Consider the following 14,642-nt stretch of genomic DNA (forward strand, 5'->3'; position numbering starts at 1 on the left):
CAATGCCAGCCGTACACGTGCTCAACGGTCCCAATCTCAACCTTCTGGGCAAGCGCGAGCCCTCGATATACGGAACCGCCACCCTCGACGACATTCGGGCGACGCTCGAAAAACGCTGCGCGGAGCGCGGCGCCGATCTGATCTTCAAACAGTCCAACAGCGAGGGCGATCTCGTCGCCTGGATTCAGGAGGCGGGACAGGCAGGCGCGCCCGTCATTCTCAACGCGGGGGCGCTGACCCATACGTCCATCGCGCTTTATGACGCGATCAAGGGCGCGCAGGCCTCGGTGATCGAGGTGCATCTCTCCAACGTCCATGCGCGGGAGAGTTTTCGTCACCACTCCTACATCTCCCCTGCGGCGCGGGGCGTGATCCTGGGCTTCGGCCCGCTTTCATATTATCTGGCCCTTGAGGCCATTCTCGAAAACATCTGAGAAAGACCTGGGAAACATGGCGCGCAAAGCTCAAACGCCTTCGAAAGCCGCGCGCGGCCGCAAACCGGCCGCCGCTCCCGCCGCCGCCCGGCTCGCGCCGGCAGCACCGTCGCCGCTGATCGACCCGGCGCTGCTGCGCACCATCGCCGAGCTCGTCGCCGCGAGCGACCTGACCGAATTTGAGGTCGAAAAGGGCGATCTGCGCATTCGCGCCGCCCGCATGCCGGCTCCGGTCTCCGTGCCGGCGACCGTGACGATCGCCGCGCCGCCCGCTCCGCAGGCCTATGCGCCCGCCCCCGTCGCCGCCGCGCCCGCCACGGCGCCCGCCGCAGCTCCGAAGCCCGCCCCGGCCCCCGTCGTCGAGGAATCGCTCGCCGACCACCCCGGCGCGGTGAAATCGCCGATGGTCGGCACGGCCTATCTTCGCCCCAATCCAGACGCCAAGCCCTTTGTCGAGATCGGCGCGCGCGTGTCGGCCGGCGACAAGCTGCTGCTCATCGAAGCGATGAAGACCTTCAACGACATCGTCGCGCCGAAGTCGGGCGTCGTGACCGCCATCATGGTTGAGGACGGACAGCCGGTCGAATATGGCGAACCTCTCCTCGTGATCGAATAAGGTTCGCGAATGTTCGATAAAATCCTCATCGCCAACCGCGGCGAAATCGCGCTGCGCATTCTCCGCGCCGCGAAGGAGCTCGGCATCGCGACCGTCGCCGTGCACTCGACCGCCGACGCTGACGCCATGCACGTCAAGCTGGCCGACGAGTCGGTCTGCATCGGGCCGCCGGCCGCGCGCGATTCCTATCTCAACATCCCCTCGCTGCTCTCGGCCTGCGAAATCACCGGCGCGGACGCGGTGCATCCGGGCTACGGCTTTCTCTCGGAGAACGCCCGTTTCGCCGAAATCCTCGAGGAACACAACATCACCTTCATTGGCCCGAAGTCGGAGCACATCCGTCTGATGGGCGACAAGATCGAGGCCAAGGCGACCGCCAAGCGGCTCGGCATCCCCTGCGTGCCGGGCTCGGACGGCCCGATCCTCTCCGAGAAGGAAGCGCTCAAAGTCGCGCAGAAGATCGGCTTCCCCGTGCTGGTGAAGGCGGCCTCCGGAGGCGGCGGCCGCGGCATGAAGGTCGCCCGCGACGCGCATGATCTCGCCATCGCCATTGCGACCGCGCGCACCGAAGCCAAGGCGGCCTTCGGCGACGATACGGTCTATATCGAGAAATATCTCGAAAAGCCGCGCCACATCGAGATCCAGGTTTTCGGAGACGGCCGCGGGGAAGCGATCCATCTGGGCGAACGCGACTGTTCGCTTCAGCGCCGGCACCAGAAGGTGTTCGAGGAGAGCCCCTCCCCCGCCCTGAACGACGCGCAGCGCCGCGAGATCGGCGAAACCTGCGCGCGGGCGATGCGCGAGCTGCAATACTCCGGCGCGGGCACGATCGAATTCCTCTACGAAAACGGCGAGTTCTATTTCATCGAAATGAACACCCGCATTCAGGTCGAGCATCCGGTGACGGAATCGATCACGGGCGTCGATCTCGTTTGCGAGCAGATTCGCGTCGCGGCCGGTTCGCCGCTGTCGATGAAGCAGGAGGAGGTTCATTTCTACGGCCACGCCATCGAATGCCGCGTGAACGCCGAGCATCCCTCGAGCTTCCGTCCCTCGCCCGGCCGCATCGCCTATTATCACCCGCCGGGCGGCGTGGGCGTGCGCGTCGATTCTGCGGTTTACCAGGGCTACGCCATCCCGCCGAACTACGACTCGCTCATCGGCAAGCTGATTGTCCACGGCCGCAACCGCACCGAGGCGTTGATGCGCCTGCGCCGCTCGCTCGACGAATTCATCGTCGACGGCATCGACACCACCCTGCCGCTGTTCCGCACGCTGGTGCGCAACTCGGACGTGCAGAACGGCATTTACGACATCCACTGGCTGGAGCACTTCCTGGCGACGGGCGGGATCGAGCCAGGGTTCTGAGGCGGAAGGAAAAGAATGGCGCCCGCTTCAATTTGTCGAATTCGGCGCTATCCTGTCGCCATGTCCAAGCCCGGCGCGTCCTACGCCATCACGCCGCAACTTCTGCTGCGCGCTTACTCCATCGGCCTCTTTCCCATGGCGGAGAGCGCCGAGGACGACCAGCTCTTTTGGGTCGATCCCGACAAGCGCGCGATTTTTCCGCTCGACACTTTCATCGTCTCGCGCTCGCTGGCCAAGACGGTGCGCTCGGACAAGTTCGAGGTCGTGGTCGACCGCGATTTCGACGCCGTGATCGAGGGTTGCGCCGCGCCGGCCCTGGATCGTGAGAAGACCTGGATCAACAGCGAGATCCGCAAGCTCTACCGCGAACTCTTCGACATGGGCTTCGCCCATACGGTCGAGTGCCGGCGCGAGGGACGGCTCGTCGGCGGCCTTTACGGGGTCGCCATGCGCGGCGCCTTTTTCGGCGAGAGCATGTTTCACCGGGAGCGCGACGCCTCGAAAGTCGCGCTGACGCATCTCGTCGCCCGGCTGCGGGCCGGCGGCTACCAGCTCCTCGACACGCAATTCATGACGTCGCATCTCGCTTCTCTCGGGGCGATCGAAATTTCGCGCGACGCGTATCATCGCGCGCTCGAGGATGCGCTGTCCGCCAGAGCCGATTTTTACGTCTGGAAGCCCGAAGCGCCGGTGAGCGGCCGCCAGGCGCTGGCGGCGCTCGACGACTGATCAGAACGGCAGAAGCGGACTTCCCGTCGGCTCCACGGGCGTCGCCGCGGGGGCCTCGGCGCGCGGCTTTTTCTTCTTCTTGCGCGGCGCTGGCTGTTCCGCAGGGGCTTCGCCCGTCATGGCGTCCGGCGCGGGAGACTCCGCGGACGGCTGGGGCGGCGCCGAATCGGCCGGTCCGATCGGCGCGTTCTCCACCGGCGCGGGCGCCTTGGGTTCGACCTTGCGCGATTTCTTCTTCTTGCCAGTCTCCGGGGCCGGAGCGGCGGCGGCGTCGGAAGGCGTCGCCGTCTGTTCCGCCGAAGCGGCCGGCGCGACTTCTTCCTTGCCGCCCTTGCAGTCGACCAGCCACACGTCATAGACGGGGTGCTCGACGCCATGGAGGCCCGGGCTCGCGGCGAACATCCAGCCGGAGAAAATGCGTTTGGCCTCCTGCTTGCCTTCCGGCTTGGCGTCGGCCTTCGCCTGCAATTCGAGCTTCGCCTGGCGCTCCTGCTTCGTCACGATCTCGTCGACCTCTACAAAGGCCGTCGTCTGCGGCGTCTCCGTCTGCGGCCGCGTGTTGCACACGCGCGGCGTGACGTTCAGCGTGCCGAACTGCACCGTTTCGTCGATCGCGACGTCGAAATTGATGATCCGGCCGGTCGTCTTGTCGAGCCCGGCGAAGACAGCCGTGGGATGGCGAATGGGTTCGGCGGCGGCTACGCCGAAAAACGCGGCCACAAAGGCGCCGATCGCGGCGCCATAGCGTAGGGATGCTTTCATCGGGTCACCGCGCCGCGCGAGGCGGCCAGAGGAAAACGCAACCAATTTGAAAACAGGAAAGAAAGGCGTTTCCAAGGAGAGCCGGCGTCAGCCTTCTGGCCGCCAGGCGACATAGTCGCCGCCCGAAGGCGCGCGCTGACCGGTCGAGAGCTGCGATCCCGGCGGGCGATAGGCGAGCGGCGTGCCGGTCATGTTCGGCTGATGCGGCAGCTCCCATTCCTTGCGGACATAGCTCTCCTGCGTGGGCGGCGTGTCGACCGTGTGATGAAGCCAGCCGTACCAGCCTTGCGGAACCGCTGAACCTTCGCAATAGCCGTTGAAAATCACCCACCGGCGCTCGATCCCGAGGGCTTTGTCCTTCTTGCCCCCGCGGCGGCGGTAATAGACGTTGCCGAATTCGTCGGTCCCCACGCGCTCGCCATAGAGCAGCGTCCACAAGCCCGTCGAGAGCGTCGCCTTGTTCCACCAGGTGAAGAATCGGACAATGTAGGACATGCGGTCTTCGGCCTCTTGCTCGCGACGCGCCGCCAGATCTCCCGATCCCGGCGCACGCCCGTCGGCGTCGTCGCGTCTCTTATGGCGTCGCAATGCGGCGGTGTCTAGTCTCGCGTGGCGGCGACGAAGGCGCCGAAGGCTCTCGGCCCGTCGCCGGTCTCCGCCTTGCCGGCGACAGCGAGCGTTTTCGCGTCGATGGCCCACAGTTCGTTGGAGAACCAGCTCGTGACGTAAATCCGCGCGCCGTCGGCGCTCGCTGCGATCCCTTCCGGATATTCCCCGACCTTTACGACAGCTACCGGCGCAAGCGTCGAGGCGTCGAAGACGCTGACGCTGTCGGCGTGCTGGTTGGCGACGAACACGCGGCCGGAGGCGAGCGCGACCGTATAGGGTCGGCTCTGTGTCTTGAGCACGGCTACGACCTTTCCGGCGGCGATGTCGATGACGCTGGCGTCGTCCGATTCGACATTCGCCGTATAGGCGCGCGCGCCGTCGGCGTCGATCGTGACGCCGAAGGGATGCCTGCCCACAGGAATGACCGCGCGGCGTTCGAAGCTCGCGGCGTCGATGACCGAGACGGCGTTGTCGTCGCGGTCGGCGACGAGGATGGTCCCGCCGTCGGGCGTCACGGCCACGCCCGAGGCCATCGCGCCGACTCCGACGCTGCGCGTCTCGCCCTTTTCGGGATCGATCTCGACCAAACGACGACCATACAGGTCGGCGACATAGACTCGGCGGCCGTCCGGGGCGACCGCGACGCCGAGCGGCCCGCCCTGAATGTCGATCCGCCGCACGATCTTTCGCGCCTTCGCGTCGACGACCGTCAGAAACCTGCCTTCCGGGCTGGTGACATAGGCGCGGGCGCCGTCGCGGCTCACGGCGATCCCGGCCGGCTTGCCGCCGATCGGCAAACGGGCGAGCGGGGCCATCGTCGCGACGTCGATCACGTCGAGCGCGTCAGCCCCCTGCGCCGTCACGAAGGCTTCGTCGGCGCGGGCCGGCGCGGCGCAGGCGAGGAGCGCAGCCGCGAAGGACGCCACGGCGGCCAAAATGGCGCGGCGGCAAAACCCGCGCCCTCCGTGCGCCGAAACCACGACCTTCACCTCCCCTCCACCCGCGCCTTGAGCGCGGCGAGATTCGCCCGATGCAGCTTTGTCACCGCGGCGAGGGCCGTGTCGTCGTCGAGGCCGGGCGGCGGATCGTTGAAGGGATGGCCGCGATAGAAGCGGCCTTTCCATTCCGCGAGCGTCCGGCCGCCGTCGCCGGGCTTCACCGTCACATGGGTCATGTAATTGATGGCGGGCAGGCGCTTCACGTCGTCGCGGTCGCGATGCCAGGCGAGGGTCATGCGCTCCGCGTCCCATCGCACGAGCGTCTCCTCGACCGCGCCGCCGTCGGCCATCACGAGCCTGCGCTTCGCCTGCTCGGGCGAATTTCCGCCGCGCGCTTCCACGCGCGCGACGCCGGGGAGCCAGTCGTAATTGGCGAAATCGCTCGCCACCGCCCAGACTTTTTCGGGCGGCGCGTCGATGACGATGGTTTCGACGGATTTGAGCGGGGCCGCGCCATGCGCGGCCCAGGAATCCGGACCCGGAACCGGGGACTCCGCATCGGCCGCGACAGCCCCTCGGGCCAGGGGGGCGAGCGCCGCCAGCGCGGCAAGCGCGGCGCGGCGCGTCAGGCTGGACATGTCCGATCCTCCCGGCGGCCCCTCTCGCCCCGGCTTTACTTGCCCTCGAGCTTCGCCTTCAGCGCGTCGAGACCAGTCTTGTAGACGTCCGTGACGGCCTTGACGGCGGCCTCGTCGGAGAGTTCCGGCGGCGGGTCGTTGTTCATGAAGCCGCGATAGAAAGCCCCCTTCCATTCGACTTCCGTCTTGCCGCCCGCGTCCTTGACCGAAATCGTCGCGGCGTAGTTGTTCACCGGCAGAACCTTCACGTCGACATTGTCGATCCGGTATTTGATTGACTTACCGGCGTCATAGGCCTCGATCGACTCCTCGATCACGCCGCCGTTCTTGAGCGTCAGCTTGCGCTTGGCGCCCTTTTCGTTGCCGCCCGTCCCTTCCGTCTTGGCGACGGCCGGATGCCAGCTCATGTCCTGAAAATTGCCGACGACCGCCCAGACCTTGTCGGCCGGGGCGTTGATCTCGACCTTCTCGACGACCTTCTGGCGCGAGGGGCCGTGCGCCAGGGCCGGCGCCGACGCGAGCCCGACGGAAACGAGCGACAGGGCCGCAACGACCACGGCGCGGCGCGCAATCACAAAGGACATGGGAATTTCTCCTGGGGAACCTCTCCTTGGCCGCTTCTCGGGCGGCCCCGCACATAAGGGCGCCCGATGCGGCGGCGTCAAGGCCGGGCGCGCCGAATGGCCGGCGGTCCGACGCTCGCGCCCGCAAGGAAAAGGATGCGGCGCCGAAAACGCCTGTGACGCCCGCAGGCTGTCACACACCCGTCTCACAACCGCGCCATCAGCGCGCCATGCCCTATCTCCGCGCGCTTCTCTTCGTCGCCGCAATGGCGGCGGCGTTCGTCTTCGTCGTTCCCGTGCAGGCGCTCGCGCGGCGGCGCGGATGGGCGATCCAGCACGACATCCAGACCGGCTTCTGCCGCGTCATGCGCCGCATCATCGGCATCGATGTGGCGCCGATCGGCGCCCTGCCCGGCGCCGCTCCGCGGATCGTCGTCGCGAACCATGTGTCCTGGACGGACATCGTCGCGCTCGCGAGCCTCTATCCCTTCGTCTTCCTTGCCAAGAGCGAAGTTGCGCGCTGGCCCGTCCTCGGCTTTCTGGCCAGATTGCAGGGCACGGTCTTCGTGACGCGCGGCGCGCGCGCGGACATTCCGCGCGTCAACGCCGCCTTGAGCCGCGCCCTGCGCCAGGGCCGCGACGTCGTCATCTTCGCGGAAGGCACGTCGAGCGACGGCGCGACAGTCCTGCCTTTCAAGCCCGCGCATTTCGAAGCGGTCGCGCAGCATGGCGACGACGTCGCGATCGCGCCCGCCGCCATTCTTTATTCGGACGGAGAACGGGCGGTCGACGTCGGATGGTATGGCGACATGACTTTCCTGCCGCATCTTTGGAGCTTGATGAAGCGCGGCGGCGTGTGTTGCCGCATCGCTTTCGGAGACGCGATCGCGCCCGCGGGCAAGGATCGCAAGACGCTGGCCACGGAGACGCACGCGCGAGTGTGCGAGATGTTGACGGCGCTTACGCCGCGCGCCGCTCCGCGCCGCTGAAGTAGTCGATATAGCGCGCGCCGATTTCCGCGACCGGCATGACGACGAAGACGTCCGTCGTGTTGAACTTGATGTCGACCACCGCGCCGTCGCCAAAGCGCGCGCCGAGCCGGAGATAGCCCTTGACGAGCGGCGACAAGGCGTCGCGCGCCTTTTTGGCGTCGAGCGCCTCTTTCGGGACCATCGCCATCGGCAGATAGAGATCGCCGCGCGCCCGCACTTTCCACTGCCCTTCCGCGCCGGCGTAATAGGCGAGATAACTCAGCGCCTCCGCATGAGCGGCCGGACTCACGCCGGGGAAACTCGCGCAGCCGATCATCACGTCGATGCGATGCGCGCGCACATAGGCGAGGAGCCCCCGCCACAAAAGCTCGATCGTGCGCTTGCTGCGATGCGACTCCAGCACGCAAGAGCGCCCGAGTTCGAGAATGCGCTTGCCCGGATGGCGTGCGAGCAGCGGCGCGATGTCGTATTCGCCCGCTGAATAGAAGCCGCCCGCCCGCGCCGCCATGTCGCCGCGCAGCAGGCGATACGCGCCGACGATCTTCGGCTTCGTCTTGCCGCGCTTGTTTTTCCAGGCATGGTCGATGACGACGAGATGGTCGCAATATTTGTCGAACCGGTCCGAGTCTCGGCGCGTGAAGGCTGTCTTCGCGTCGGGAATCGCGCCGCCTTCCTTGTAAAAGACCTGAAAGCGCAGGCGCTGCGCCGCGCGGATTTCCTTTTTGCCGCGCGCGAGCCGCGCCTCGAGCGCGCCGAGCCGGCCGAGCGTTTCGTCGAGTTCGGCTTTATTCGGCGGCGGCTGGAGGTTCGCAAGGGCGGCGATCGTTCGGCCAAGGTCCGCGCTGGTCGTCCACATCCGCGTCTCTCTCCTCGCGCTGGTCGAGGACCAATGATCACGAATCGACAAAGCTTTTGTGACGCGGCGCAGGTGACGCCGCGGGCGTGGCGCTCTAGTTTCCGCGCCTCTTCGTCCGGAGGAATGAATGGCCTTGCGCCCGAATCCGTTTCTGCTGTCCTGCGTCTGCGCGCTCGCCGCCGCTCCGGCCTCGGCCGGCGCCCCTCCCCTCGCCGGTTGTTACATGCGGGTTTACGACGCCGCCGAATTGAAGACGCGGCCGGGCCAACTCGTGGGGCGCGCGCAGGTCTCCGTCGTCAGGACCGCCGTGCCGGAAACCCCGGGCGAGACGGAGCCGGTCGTCGCAGATGCGCTGCTCGCGCTGTGGTCGGGCGAGACCGCGTTCACCACGATCGGCACCTGCCACGAGGAAGGCGCCTCGCTCGTCTGCAACGCCGCGGGCTCCGACGAGAAAAAGCCCATTTGCCAAACGCGGGAGGATGGCGTGCGGAACTGCCGAATCGCGCTCGCCGAGCCCGGCTCCTTCCGGCTCGCGCAAACCCCCGAGGGCCTGCTTTTGACCGTCCGCGAGCGACTCGAACTGCCTGGCCCGGAAAGCGGCGCCTATCTCTATCTCGACCCTGACAACGCGGCGAATCGCGCCTTCCTTCTGCGCCCGGCTCCAGAGGCGGCGTGCAAATAGGCCGCGGCGCCGCAAAAGCCGGCTTGCCGAATCTCGCCTTTTCGTCGAGCCTCCTCGCCGCGAGGGACTGGAATTGTCCCCAATATTCACTATTTTCTCCACATATTGTCCGCCTGTTAATATCCGACACAATATCTTGACGATCTCTTCAGACTCGCGCAGTGTGGAGCTACAAGATCATGACGCGGCGGCGGACATTCTCCCCGAGGTCGCGCCGTCTCCGGCGCAAGCCGGCCAGAGGCGTCATTTTGCTTGAGCGTAATCCTCGTATCCGGCGGCGCCGCGCGACCCTTCTGTTCGAAGACGCCTGGCGCGCCTCTTTCGAGTTCGGATCGGCGAACCTCTGCGTCGCTTGGCCGGCGAGCGGCCGTGCGCGAGCGTTGGCTTGCGCCTAAAGGAGATTGAAGGGCATGAAAATCGAGCGGCGTTACACCACGGCGGGCGAGTCTCCTTACGCGTCTATCGAGTTCCGCACGACGAAGAGCGAGATCCGCAATCCCGACGGATCGGTGGTGTTTTCGCTCGAGAATATCGAGGTTCCGGCCCAATGGAGCCAGGTGGCCTGCGACGTGCTCGCGCAGAAATATTTCCGCAAAGCCGGCGTGCCCGCGCGCCTGAAGAAGGTCGAGGAAAACTCGATCCCCTCTTTCCTGTGGCGCTCGGTCGCCGATGCGGAGGCGCTCTCGGAGCTGCCGAAGGATCAGCGCACCGGCTCGGAAATCTCCGCCAAGCAGGTCTTCGACCGCCTCGCCGGCGCCTGGGCCTATTGGGGCTGGAAGGGCGGCTATTTCGACGCGGAGGAAGACGCGCAGGCCTTCATGGACGAATTGCGCTACATGCTCGCCATGCAGATGGCGGCGCCCAATTCGCCGCAATGGTTCAACACCGGCCTGCACTGGGCCTATGGCGTCGACGGGCCGAGCCAGGGTCATTTCTACGTCGACTACGCCAACGGCAAGATGGTGAAGTCGAAGTCGGCCTATGAGCATCCGCAGCCGCACGCCTGTTTCATTCAGTCGATCGAGGACGACCTCGTCAACGACGGCGGCATCATGGATCTCTGGGTGCGCGAGGCGCGCCTCTTCAAATACGGCTCCGGCACAGGCACGAACTTCTCGAAACTGCGCGGCGAAAAGGAGAAGCTCTCGGGAGGCGGCTCCTCCTCGGGTCTGATGTCCTTCCTCAAGATCGGCGACCGCGCGGCGGGCGCGATCAAATCCGGCGGCACGACGCGCCGCGCCGCGAAGATGGTCGTCGTCGACATCGACCACCCCGACGTCGAAGCCTTCATCGACTGGAAGGTGAAGGAGGAAGAGAAGGTCGCGGCGCTCGTCACGGGCTCGAAGATCGTCAAGAGGCGCCTCAAGGCGATCATGCGCGCCTGCATGAACTGCGAGGGTCCGGGGGACGACTGCTTCAATCCGGAAAAGAATCCCGCTCTCAAGCGCGAGATCAAAGCCGCGCGGCGCGACGAAGTGCCGGACAACTATATCAAGCGCGTCATCCAGTTCGCCAAGCAGGGCTACAAGGACATTCAGTTCGACACCTACGACACGGACTGGGACAGCGAGGCCTATCTCACCGTCTCCGGCCAGAACTCGAACAATTCGGTGCGCGTGACGGACGCCTTCCTGAACGCGGTCGAAACGGACGGCGACTGGAATCTCATCAAGCGCCTCGACGGCAAGACGGCGAAGACCGTCAAGGCGCGCGACCTGTGGGAGAAAATCGGTTACGCCGCCTGGGCCTCGGCCGATCCCGGCATTCAGTTCCACACGACAATCAACGACTGGCACACCTGCCCGGCGGGCGGCGAGATCCGCGCCTCCAATCCGTGTTCGGAATATATGTTCCTCGACGATACGGCCTGTAACCTCGCCTCGTTGAACCTGTTGCAGTTCCGCGATCCGGCAACGAAAAAGATCGACGTCGATTCTTATGAGCACGCGGTGCGGCTGTGGACTGTCGTGCTGGAAATCTCTGTGCTGATGGCGCAGTTCCCGTCGAAGGAAATCGCGCAGCTTTCCTATGAATACCGCACGCTCGGCCTCGGCTACGCGAATGTCGGCGGCCTGCTGATGTCTTCGGGCGTCCCTTATGACAGCGAGGCCGGACGCGCGATCGCCGGCGCTCTGTCCGCGATCATGACGGGCGTGTGCTACGCGACTTCCGCCGAGATGGCGAAGGAGCGCGGCCCGTTCGCGCGCTTCATGGAAAATCGGGAGTCCATGCTGCGCGTCATCCGCAACCATCGCCGCGCCGCGCATGGAGAGCGCACGGGCTACGAGGGTCTGCATACGCCGCCCGTTCCGCTCGACTACGCCGCCTGCCCCGATCCGCAGCTGATGGCGCGCGCGGCCGCCGCCTGGGACAAGGCGCTGGCGCAGGGCGAACTCTATGGCTATCGCAATGCGCAGGTCACCGTCGTGGCGCCCACGGGCACGATCGGCCTCGTGATGGATTGCGACACAACCGGCATCGAGCCCGACTTCGCGCTCGTGAAGTTCAAGAAGCTCGCGGGCGGCGGCTATCTTAAGATCGTCAACCGCGCCGTGCCGGAGGCGTTGCGGGCGCTCGGCTATCGCGAGAGCGAGATCGCGGAGATCGAGGCCTACGCGGTCGGCCACGGCTCGCTCGCGCAGGCGCCGGGGATCAATACCGCCACGCTGCGCGCCAAGGGCTTCACGGACGAGAAGATCGCGGCGATCGAGGCCGCCTTGCCTTCGGCCTTCGACATCAAATTCGTCTTCAACAAATGGACGCTCGGGCGGGATTTCCTGGCGAGCGCATTGAAGGTGAGCCCCGAGCAGCTCGAGGACAAGAATTTCGATCTGCTGACGCATCTCGGCTTTTCCAGGCAGGAGATCGAGGCGGCCAATATTCACGCCTGCGGCGCCATGACGCTGGAGGGCGCGCCTTTCCTGAAGGCGGAACATTATCCCGTGTTCGACTGCGCCAATCCCTGCGGCCGCACAGGCAAGCGCTATCTTTCGGTCGAGTCGCACATTCGCATGATGGCGGCGGCGCAGCCCTTCATTTCGGGCGCGATCTCCAAGACCATCAACATGCCGAACGAGGCGACGGTCGAGGATTGCGAGCAGGCCTATCTGCTCTCCTGGCGCCTCGCGCTGAAGGCGAACGCGCTCTATCGCGACGGCTCCAAGCTATCGCAGCCGCTGTCGGCGCAGCTCATTCAGGGCGACGACGACATCGACGCCGCGGAAGCGGTGGAGGAAGTCGTCGCCCAGAACATGCCGGCTCGCGCGGCGCATGTCGCGGAGCGCGTCGTCGAGCGCGTCGTTCATCAGCTGGTTCGCGAGCGCGAGAAGTTGCCGGATCGCCGCAAGGGCTATACGCAGAAGGCGGCGGTCGGCGGCCACAAGGTCTATCTGCGCACGGGCGAATACGCCGACGGGCGCCTCGGCGAAATCTTCATCGACATGCACAAGGAAGGCGCGGCCTTCCGCAGCTTGATGAACAATTTCGCCATCGCCATCTCGCTCGGCCTGCAATATGGCGTGCCGCTCGAGGAATATGTCGACGCTTTCACCTTCACCCGCTTCGAGCCCGCGGGTCCGGTGCAGGGCAATGACGCGATCAAGAATGCGACGTCGATCCTCGACTATGTGTTCCGTGAACTCGCGGTCTCCTATCTCGGCCGCCACGACCTCGCGCATGTGTCGCCAGAGGACATCGGCCACACCGTGCTCGGCAAGGGCGAGCACGAAGGCAAGGCGCCGGAAAACATCGTCTCGCGCGGCCTGTTGCGTTCCAAGACCGACAAGCTGATGGTCGTCAACGGCGGCGCCGTCGCTCTGCGCGAGACGCCGGAAGTGACGCGCGAAGAAGCCGTCGAGCCCCTCTCGACGCTCGGCTGGACCGAGCCCACCAAGACCGTGCAAGGCGTCGCCGAGAAACGCGCCGAAGCGCGGATGAAGGGCTATGTCGGCGAGGCGTGCCCGGAGTGCGCGAATTTTACCTTGGTGCGGAACGGGACGTGTCTGAAGTGCGAGACGTGTGGGTCAACGACGGGGTGCAGCTGAGGACGTAATCTCTCAACCGCTACGGCGGGGCTATTTCCTGCGATGGCGTCGCCAATGATCGCCCGCGCATTCCTCCTCGTTCGAGACGCGCCCTCTGGGGGCTCCTCAGGACGAGGATCGCTTGTTGGCGCTGCTAGAGGCATTCTCCATAAACGCGCATGCGCACGTAAGGCCCCTCACCCTGAGGAGCCTGCAAAACAGGCGTCTCGAAGGGCAAGGGGCCGTCTCCAGTGATGAGTCACGCCACCGCCCGCACCCTCTCCGCCCCGCGCCCCAACTCGGCCTCCGCCGCCTCCGCGCTCATGGTCGAAAACATCCGCTGCAACTCCGCCCCCGTGCGCGGCGCGTAATCCTCGATTCCATCGCGTCCGTAAAAGGCCTTAAACATCGCCCGGGCGCTGTCGAGCGAGAGCGGCCCGACCTCGATCACCTCGTCGATCCGCCCCGGCCGCACGATGGCGGGGTCGAGGCGGTCGAGATGGTTCGTCGTCACGATGAATTTCAGCCCATCCGGCGTCTGCATGCCGTCCATCGAATTCAGGATTTCATGCAGCGGCGCGGCGCGCGCGGCGTCGTCTTCCTTCGCTTTCGTTCCGCGGTCGAGGCCGTTCGCGATCGTGTCGATGTCTTCGATGACGAACAGATCTTTCGCCGTCCCGGACTTGAAGGCCGCGCCGAGGCCATGCAGCGATTTCACATATTTGATGTCGAAATCGAAGTCCGAGGCGAGCGCGTGGATGAGGCTCGTCTTGCCTGTGCCGGGCGGGCCGTGGAGCGCGACGCCGAGCTTCCAGGGAATGCCGCGCGACGCATGCCACTCCTGCGCGCCCAGAAACCAGTTGAAGCGCGCGACAAGCCGATCCTTGATCGCCTGATCGACGAAAACCGTCTCGAGCCCGCGCTTGCGCCGCCGCATGCCGCCGTCGCTTCCGCCGGCGCCGTAAAGCGAGACATAGATCGAGTTTCTGTGCTCCTCGGGCCGGCAGTCCCGCAGGAAGCGCTCGACCACGGCGCGGTCGCGAGTCAGGAAGGAGACAGCGATCGTCTCAAACGGCGTGATCTGCTGCGTGGAGCGCGTCTTGGAATATTTGAAGAGAATTCCTTCATAAACGCCCCAGCCGCCGCCGAAGCCAGTTTTCAGCGCGCCGTCCTTGATCTCCAGCGACCGGCTGAAGAAGTCGAGCCGCCGGCCTTCTATGAAGGCGTCGACGTCGCCGTATTCATTGGAGAGACTTTCGACGAAGACCTTCGTCCACAAGGTTCGCTCGACGAGGCCGAAAACCGTCTCGGGAACCGTTCGCAGGACATACATCGCCGTGCCGAAGGCGAGCGTGCCGACGCCGCCGGCGAGAAGCTGGTTGGAGGCGAGCGCCGAAAATGCGGCGTCGAGAATGGTCATGAGCGCCCTTCGT

The 14,642-nt window shown here is 65.7% G+C and carries 14 protein-coding genes; 7 read left to right on the plus strand and 7 right to left on the minus strand.

Translation table 11 applies throughout. The features are described from left to right. Positions 1 to 2: 2 nt before the first annotated feature. The 4 genes from aroQ to aat are packed head-to-tail and all read left to right on the plus strand — an operon-like array spanning position 3 to position 3,147. Positions 3 to 434, plus strand: a complete 432-nt coding sequence (gene aroQ, locus ACV959_RS10855) for a type II 3-dehydroquinate dehydratase (RefSeq protein ID WP_475736624.1) — start codon at positions 3 to 5, stop codon at positions 432 to 434. A gap of 16 nt (positions 435 to 450) precedes the next feature. Next, a complete protein-coding gene (gene accB / locus ACV959_RS10860; protein ID WP_475736625.1) occupies positions 451 to 1,050 on the plus strand; it encodes an acetyl-CoA carboxylase biotin carboxyl carrier protein in 600 nt (199 codons plus the stop codon). A gap of 9 nt (positions 1,051 to 1,059) precedes the next feature. Next, positions 1,060 to 2,418, plus strand: coding sequence for an acetyl-CoA carboxylase biotin carboxylase subunit (accC, locus tag ACV959_RS10865; RefSeq protein WP_475736626.1), 1,359 nt, complete (start codon positions 1,060 to 1,062; stop codon positions 2,416 to 2,418). Between the two features lie 60 nt (positions 2,419 to 2,478). After that, positions 2,479 to 3,147 carry a leucyl/phenylalanyl-tRNA--protein transferase gene (gene aat, locus ACV959_RS10870; RefSeq protein WP_475736627.1) on the plus strand — a complete coding sequence of 223 codons (669 nt, stop codon included), beginning with the start codon at positions 2,479 to 2,481 and terminating at the stop codon, positions 3,145 to 3,147. Here aat and ACV959_RS10875 read toward each other — a convergent pair whose 3' ends face one another. The 5 genes from ACV959_RS10875 to ACV959_RS10895 form a co-directional block, all read right to left on the minus strand. Next, positions 3,148 to 3,909: a DUF2155 domain-containing protein gene (locus ACV959_RS10875; RefSeq protein ID WP_475736628.1), complete on the minus strand. Its 762-nt coding sequence runs from the start codon at positions 3,907 to 3,909 to the stop codon at positions 3,148 to 3,150. A gap of 87 nt (positions 3,910 to 3,996) precedes the next feature. Beyond that, complete coding sequence (locus ACV959_RS10880; RefSeq protein WP_475736629.1) at positions 3,997 to 4,404, minus strand: NADH:ubiquinone oxidoreductase subunit NDUFA12; 408 nt, start codon at positions 4,402 to 4,404, stop codon at positions 3,997 to 3,999. Positions 4,405 to 4,508: 104 nt separating this feature from the next. Further along, positions 4,509 to 5,498 carry a YncE family protein gene (locus tag ACV959_RS10885; protein ID WP_475739648.1) on the minus strand — a complete coding sequence of 330 codons (990 nt, stop codon included), beginning with the start codon at positions 5,496 to 5,498 and terminating at the stop codon, positions 4,509 to 4,511. A 5-nt stretch (positions 5,499 to 5,503) separates the two neighbouring features. Then, positions 5,504 to 6,094: an SRPBCC family protein gene (locus tag ACV959_RS10890; RefSeq protein ID WP_475736630.1), complete on the minus strand. Its 591-nt coding sequence runs from the start codon at positions 6,092 to 6,094 to the stop codon at positions 5,504 to 5,506. Between the two features lie 35 nt (positions 6,095 to 6,129). Further along, the gene (locus ACV959_RS10895) at positions 6,130 to 6,678 is read right to left on the minus strand and encodes an SRPBCC family protein (RefSeq protein ID WP_475736631.1); all 549 of its coding nucleotides are present in this window, start codon (positions 6,676 to 6,678) and stop codon (positions 6,130 to 6,132) included. A gap of 209 nt (positions 6,679 to 6,887) precedes the next feature. Here ACV959_RS10895 and ACV959_RS10900 point away from each other — a divergent pair, with 209 nt between their 5' ends. Further along, on the plus strand, positions 6,888 to 7,646 hold the full coding sequence (locus ACV959_RS10900; RefSeq protein WP_475736632.1) for a lysophospholipid acyltransferase family protein: 759 nt from the start codon (positions 6,888 to 6,890) through the stop codon (positions 7,644 to 7,646). Here ACV959_RS10900 and olsB read toward each other — a convergent pair. Then, positions 7,618 to 8,505: a l-ornithine N(alpha)-acyltransferase gene (gene olsB, locus ACV959_RS10905; protein ID WP_475736633.1), complete on the minus strand. Its 888-nt coding sequence runs from the start codon at positions 8,503 to 8,505 to the stop codon at positions 7,618 to 7,620. The two genes, ACV959_RS10900 and olsB, sit on opposite strands and share 29 nt — an antisense overlap. Positions 8,506 to 8,632: 127 nt before the next feature. Here olsB and ACV959_RS10910 point away from each other — a divergent pair, with 127 nt between their 5' ends. After that, positions 8,633 to 9,187 carry a hypothetical protein gene (locus tag ACV959_RS10910; protein WP_475736634.1) on the plus strand — a complete coding sequence of 185 codons (555 nt, stop codon included), beginning with the start codon at positions 8,633 to 8,635 and terminating at the stop codon, positions 9,185 to 9,187. Positions 9,188 to 9,597: 410 nt separating this feature from the next. Beyond that, a complete protein-coding gene (locus ACV959_RS10915; RefSeq protein WP_475736635.1) occupies positions 9,598 to 13,230 on the plus strand; it encodes a vitamin B12-dependent ribonucleotide reductase in 3,633 nt (1,210 codons plus the stop codon). A 238-nt stretch (positions 13,231 to 13,468) separates the two neighbouring features. Here the strand turns inward: ACV959_RS10915 and ACV959_RS10920 are convergent, their stop codons facing one another. Next, positions 13,469 to 14,629 (minus strand): AAA family ATPase, encoded by a 1,161-nt coding sequence (locus tag ACV959_RS10920; RefSeq protein ID WP_475736636.1) that lies wholly within the window; start codon positions 14,627 to 14,629, stop codon positions 13,469 to 13,471. Positions 14,630 to 14,642: the final 13 nt, after the last annotated feature.

The sequence above is a fragment of the Methylocystis sp. Se48 genome (assembly GCF_056269425.1).

What these genes read in the sequence shown, in the direction of transcription:
- aroQ (WP_475736624.1), top strand. Translation starts at nt 3, where the DNA reads ATGCCAGCCGTACACGTGCTCAACGGTCCCAATCTCAACCTTCTGGGC.
- accB (WP_475736625.1), top strand. Translation starts at nt 451, where the DNA reads ATGGCGCGCAAAGCTCAAACGCCTTCGAAAGCCGCGCGCGGCCGCAAA.
- accC (WP_475736626.1), top strand. Translation starts at nt 1,060, where the DNA reads ATGTTCGATAAAATCCTCATCGCCAACCGCGGCGAAATCGCGCTGCGC.
- aat (WP_475736627.1), top strand. Translation starts at nt 2,479, where the DNA reads ATGTCCAAGCCCGGCGCGTCCTACGCCATCACGCCGCAACTTCTGCTG.
- ACV959_RS10875 (WP_475736628.1), bottom strand. Translation starts at nt 3,909, where the DNA reads ATGAAAGCATCCCTACGCTATGGCGCCGCGATCGGCGCCTTTGTGGCC.
- ACV959_RS10880 (WP_475736629.1), bottom strand. Translation starts at nt 4,404, where the DNA reads ATGTCCTACATTGTCCGATTCTTCACCTGGTGGAACAAGGCGACGCTC.
- ACV959_RS10890 (WP_475736630.1), bottom strand. Translation starts at nt 6,094, where the DNA reads ATGTCCAGCCTGACGCGCCGCGCCGCGCTTGCCGCGCTGGCGGCGCTC.
- ACV959_RS10895 (WP_475736631.1), bottom strand. Translation starts at nt 6,678, where the DNA reads ATGTCCTTTGTGATTGCGCGCCGCGCCGTGGTCGTTGCGGCCCTGTCG.
- ACV959_RS10900 (WP_475736632.1), top strand. Translation starts at nt 6,888, where the DNA reads ATGCCCTATCTCCGCGCGCTTCTCTTCGTCGCCGCAATGGCGGCGGCG.
- olsB (WP_475736633.1), bottom strand. Translation starts at nt 8,505, where the DNA reads ATGTGGACGACCAGCGCGGACCTTGGCCGAACGATCGCCGCCCTTGCG.
- ACV959_RS10910 (WP_475736634.1), top strand. Translation starts at nt 8,633, where the DNA reads ATGGCCTTGCGCCCGAATCCGTTTCTGCTGTCCTGCGTCTGCGCGCTC.
- ACV959_RS10915 (WP_475736635.1), top strand. Translation starts at nt 9,598, where the DNA reads ATGAAAATCGAGCGGCGTTACACCACGGCGGGCGAGTCTCCTTACGCG.
- ACV959_RS10920 (WP_475736636.1), bottom strand. Translation starts at nt 14,629, where the DNA reads ATGACCATTCTCGACGCCGCATTTTCGGCGCTCGCCTCCAACCAGCTT.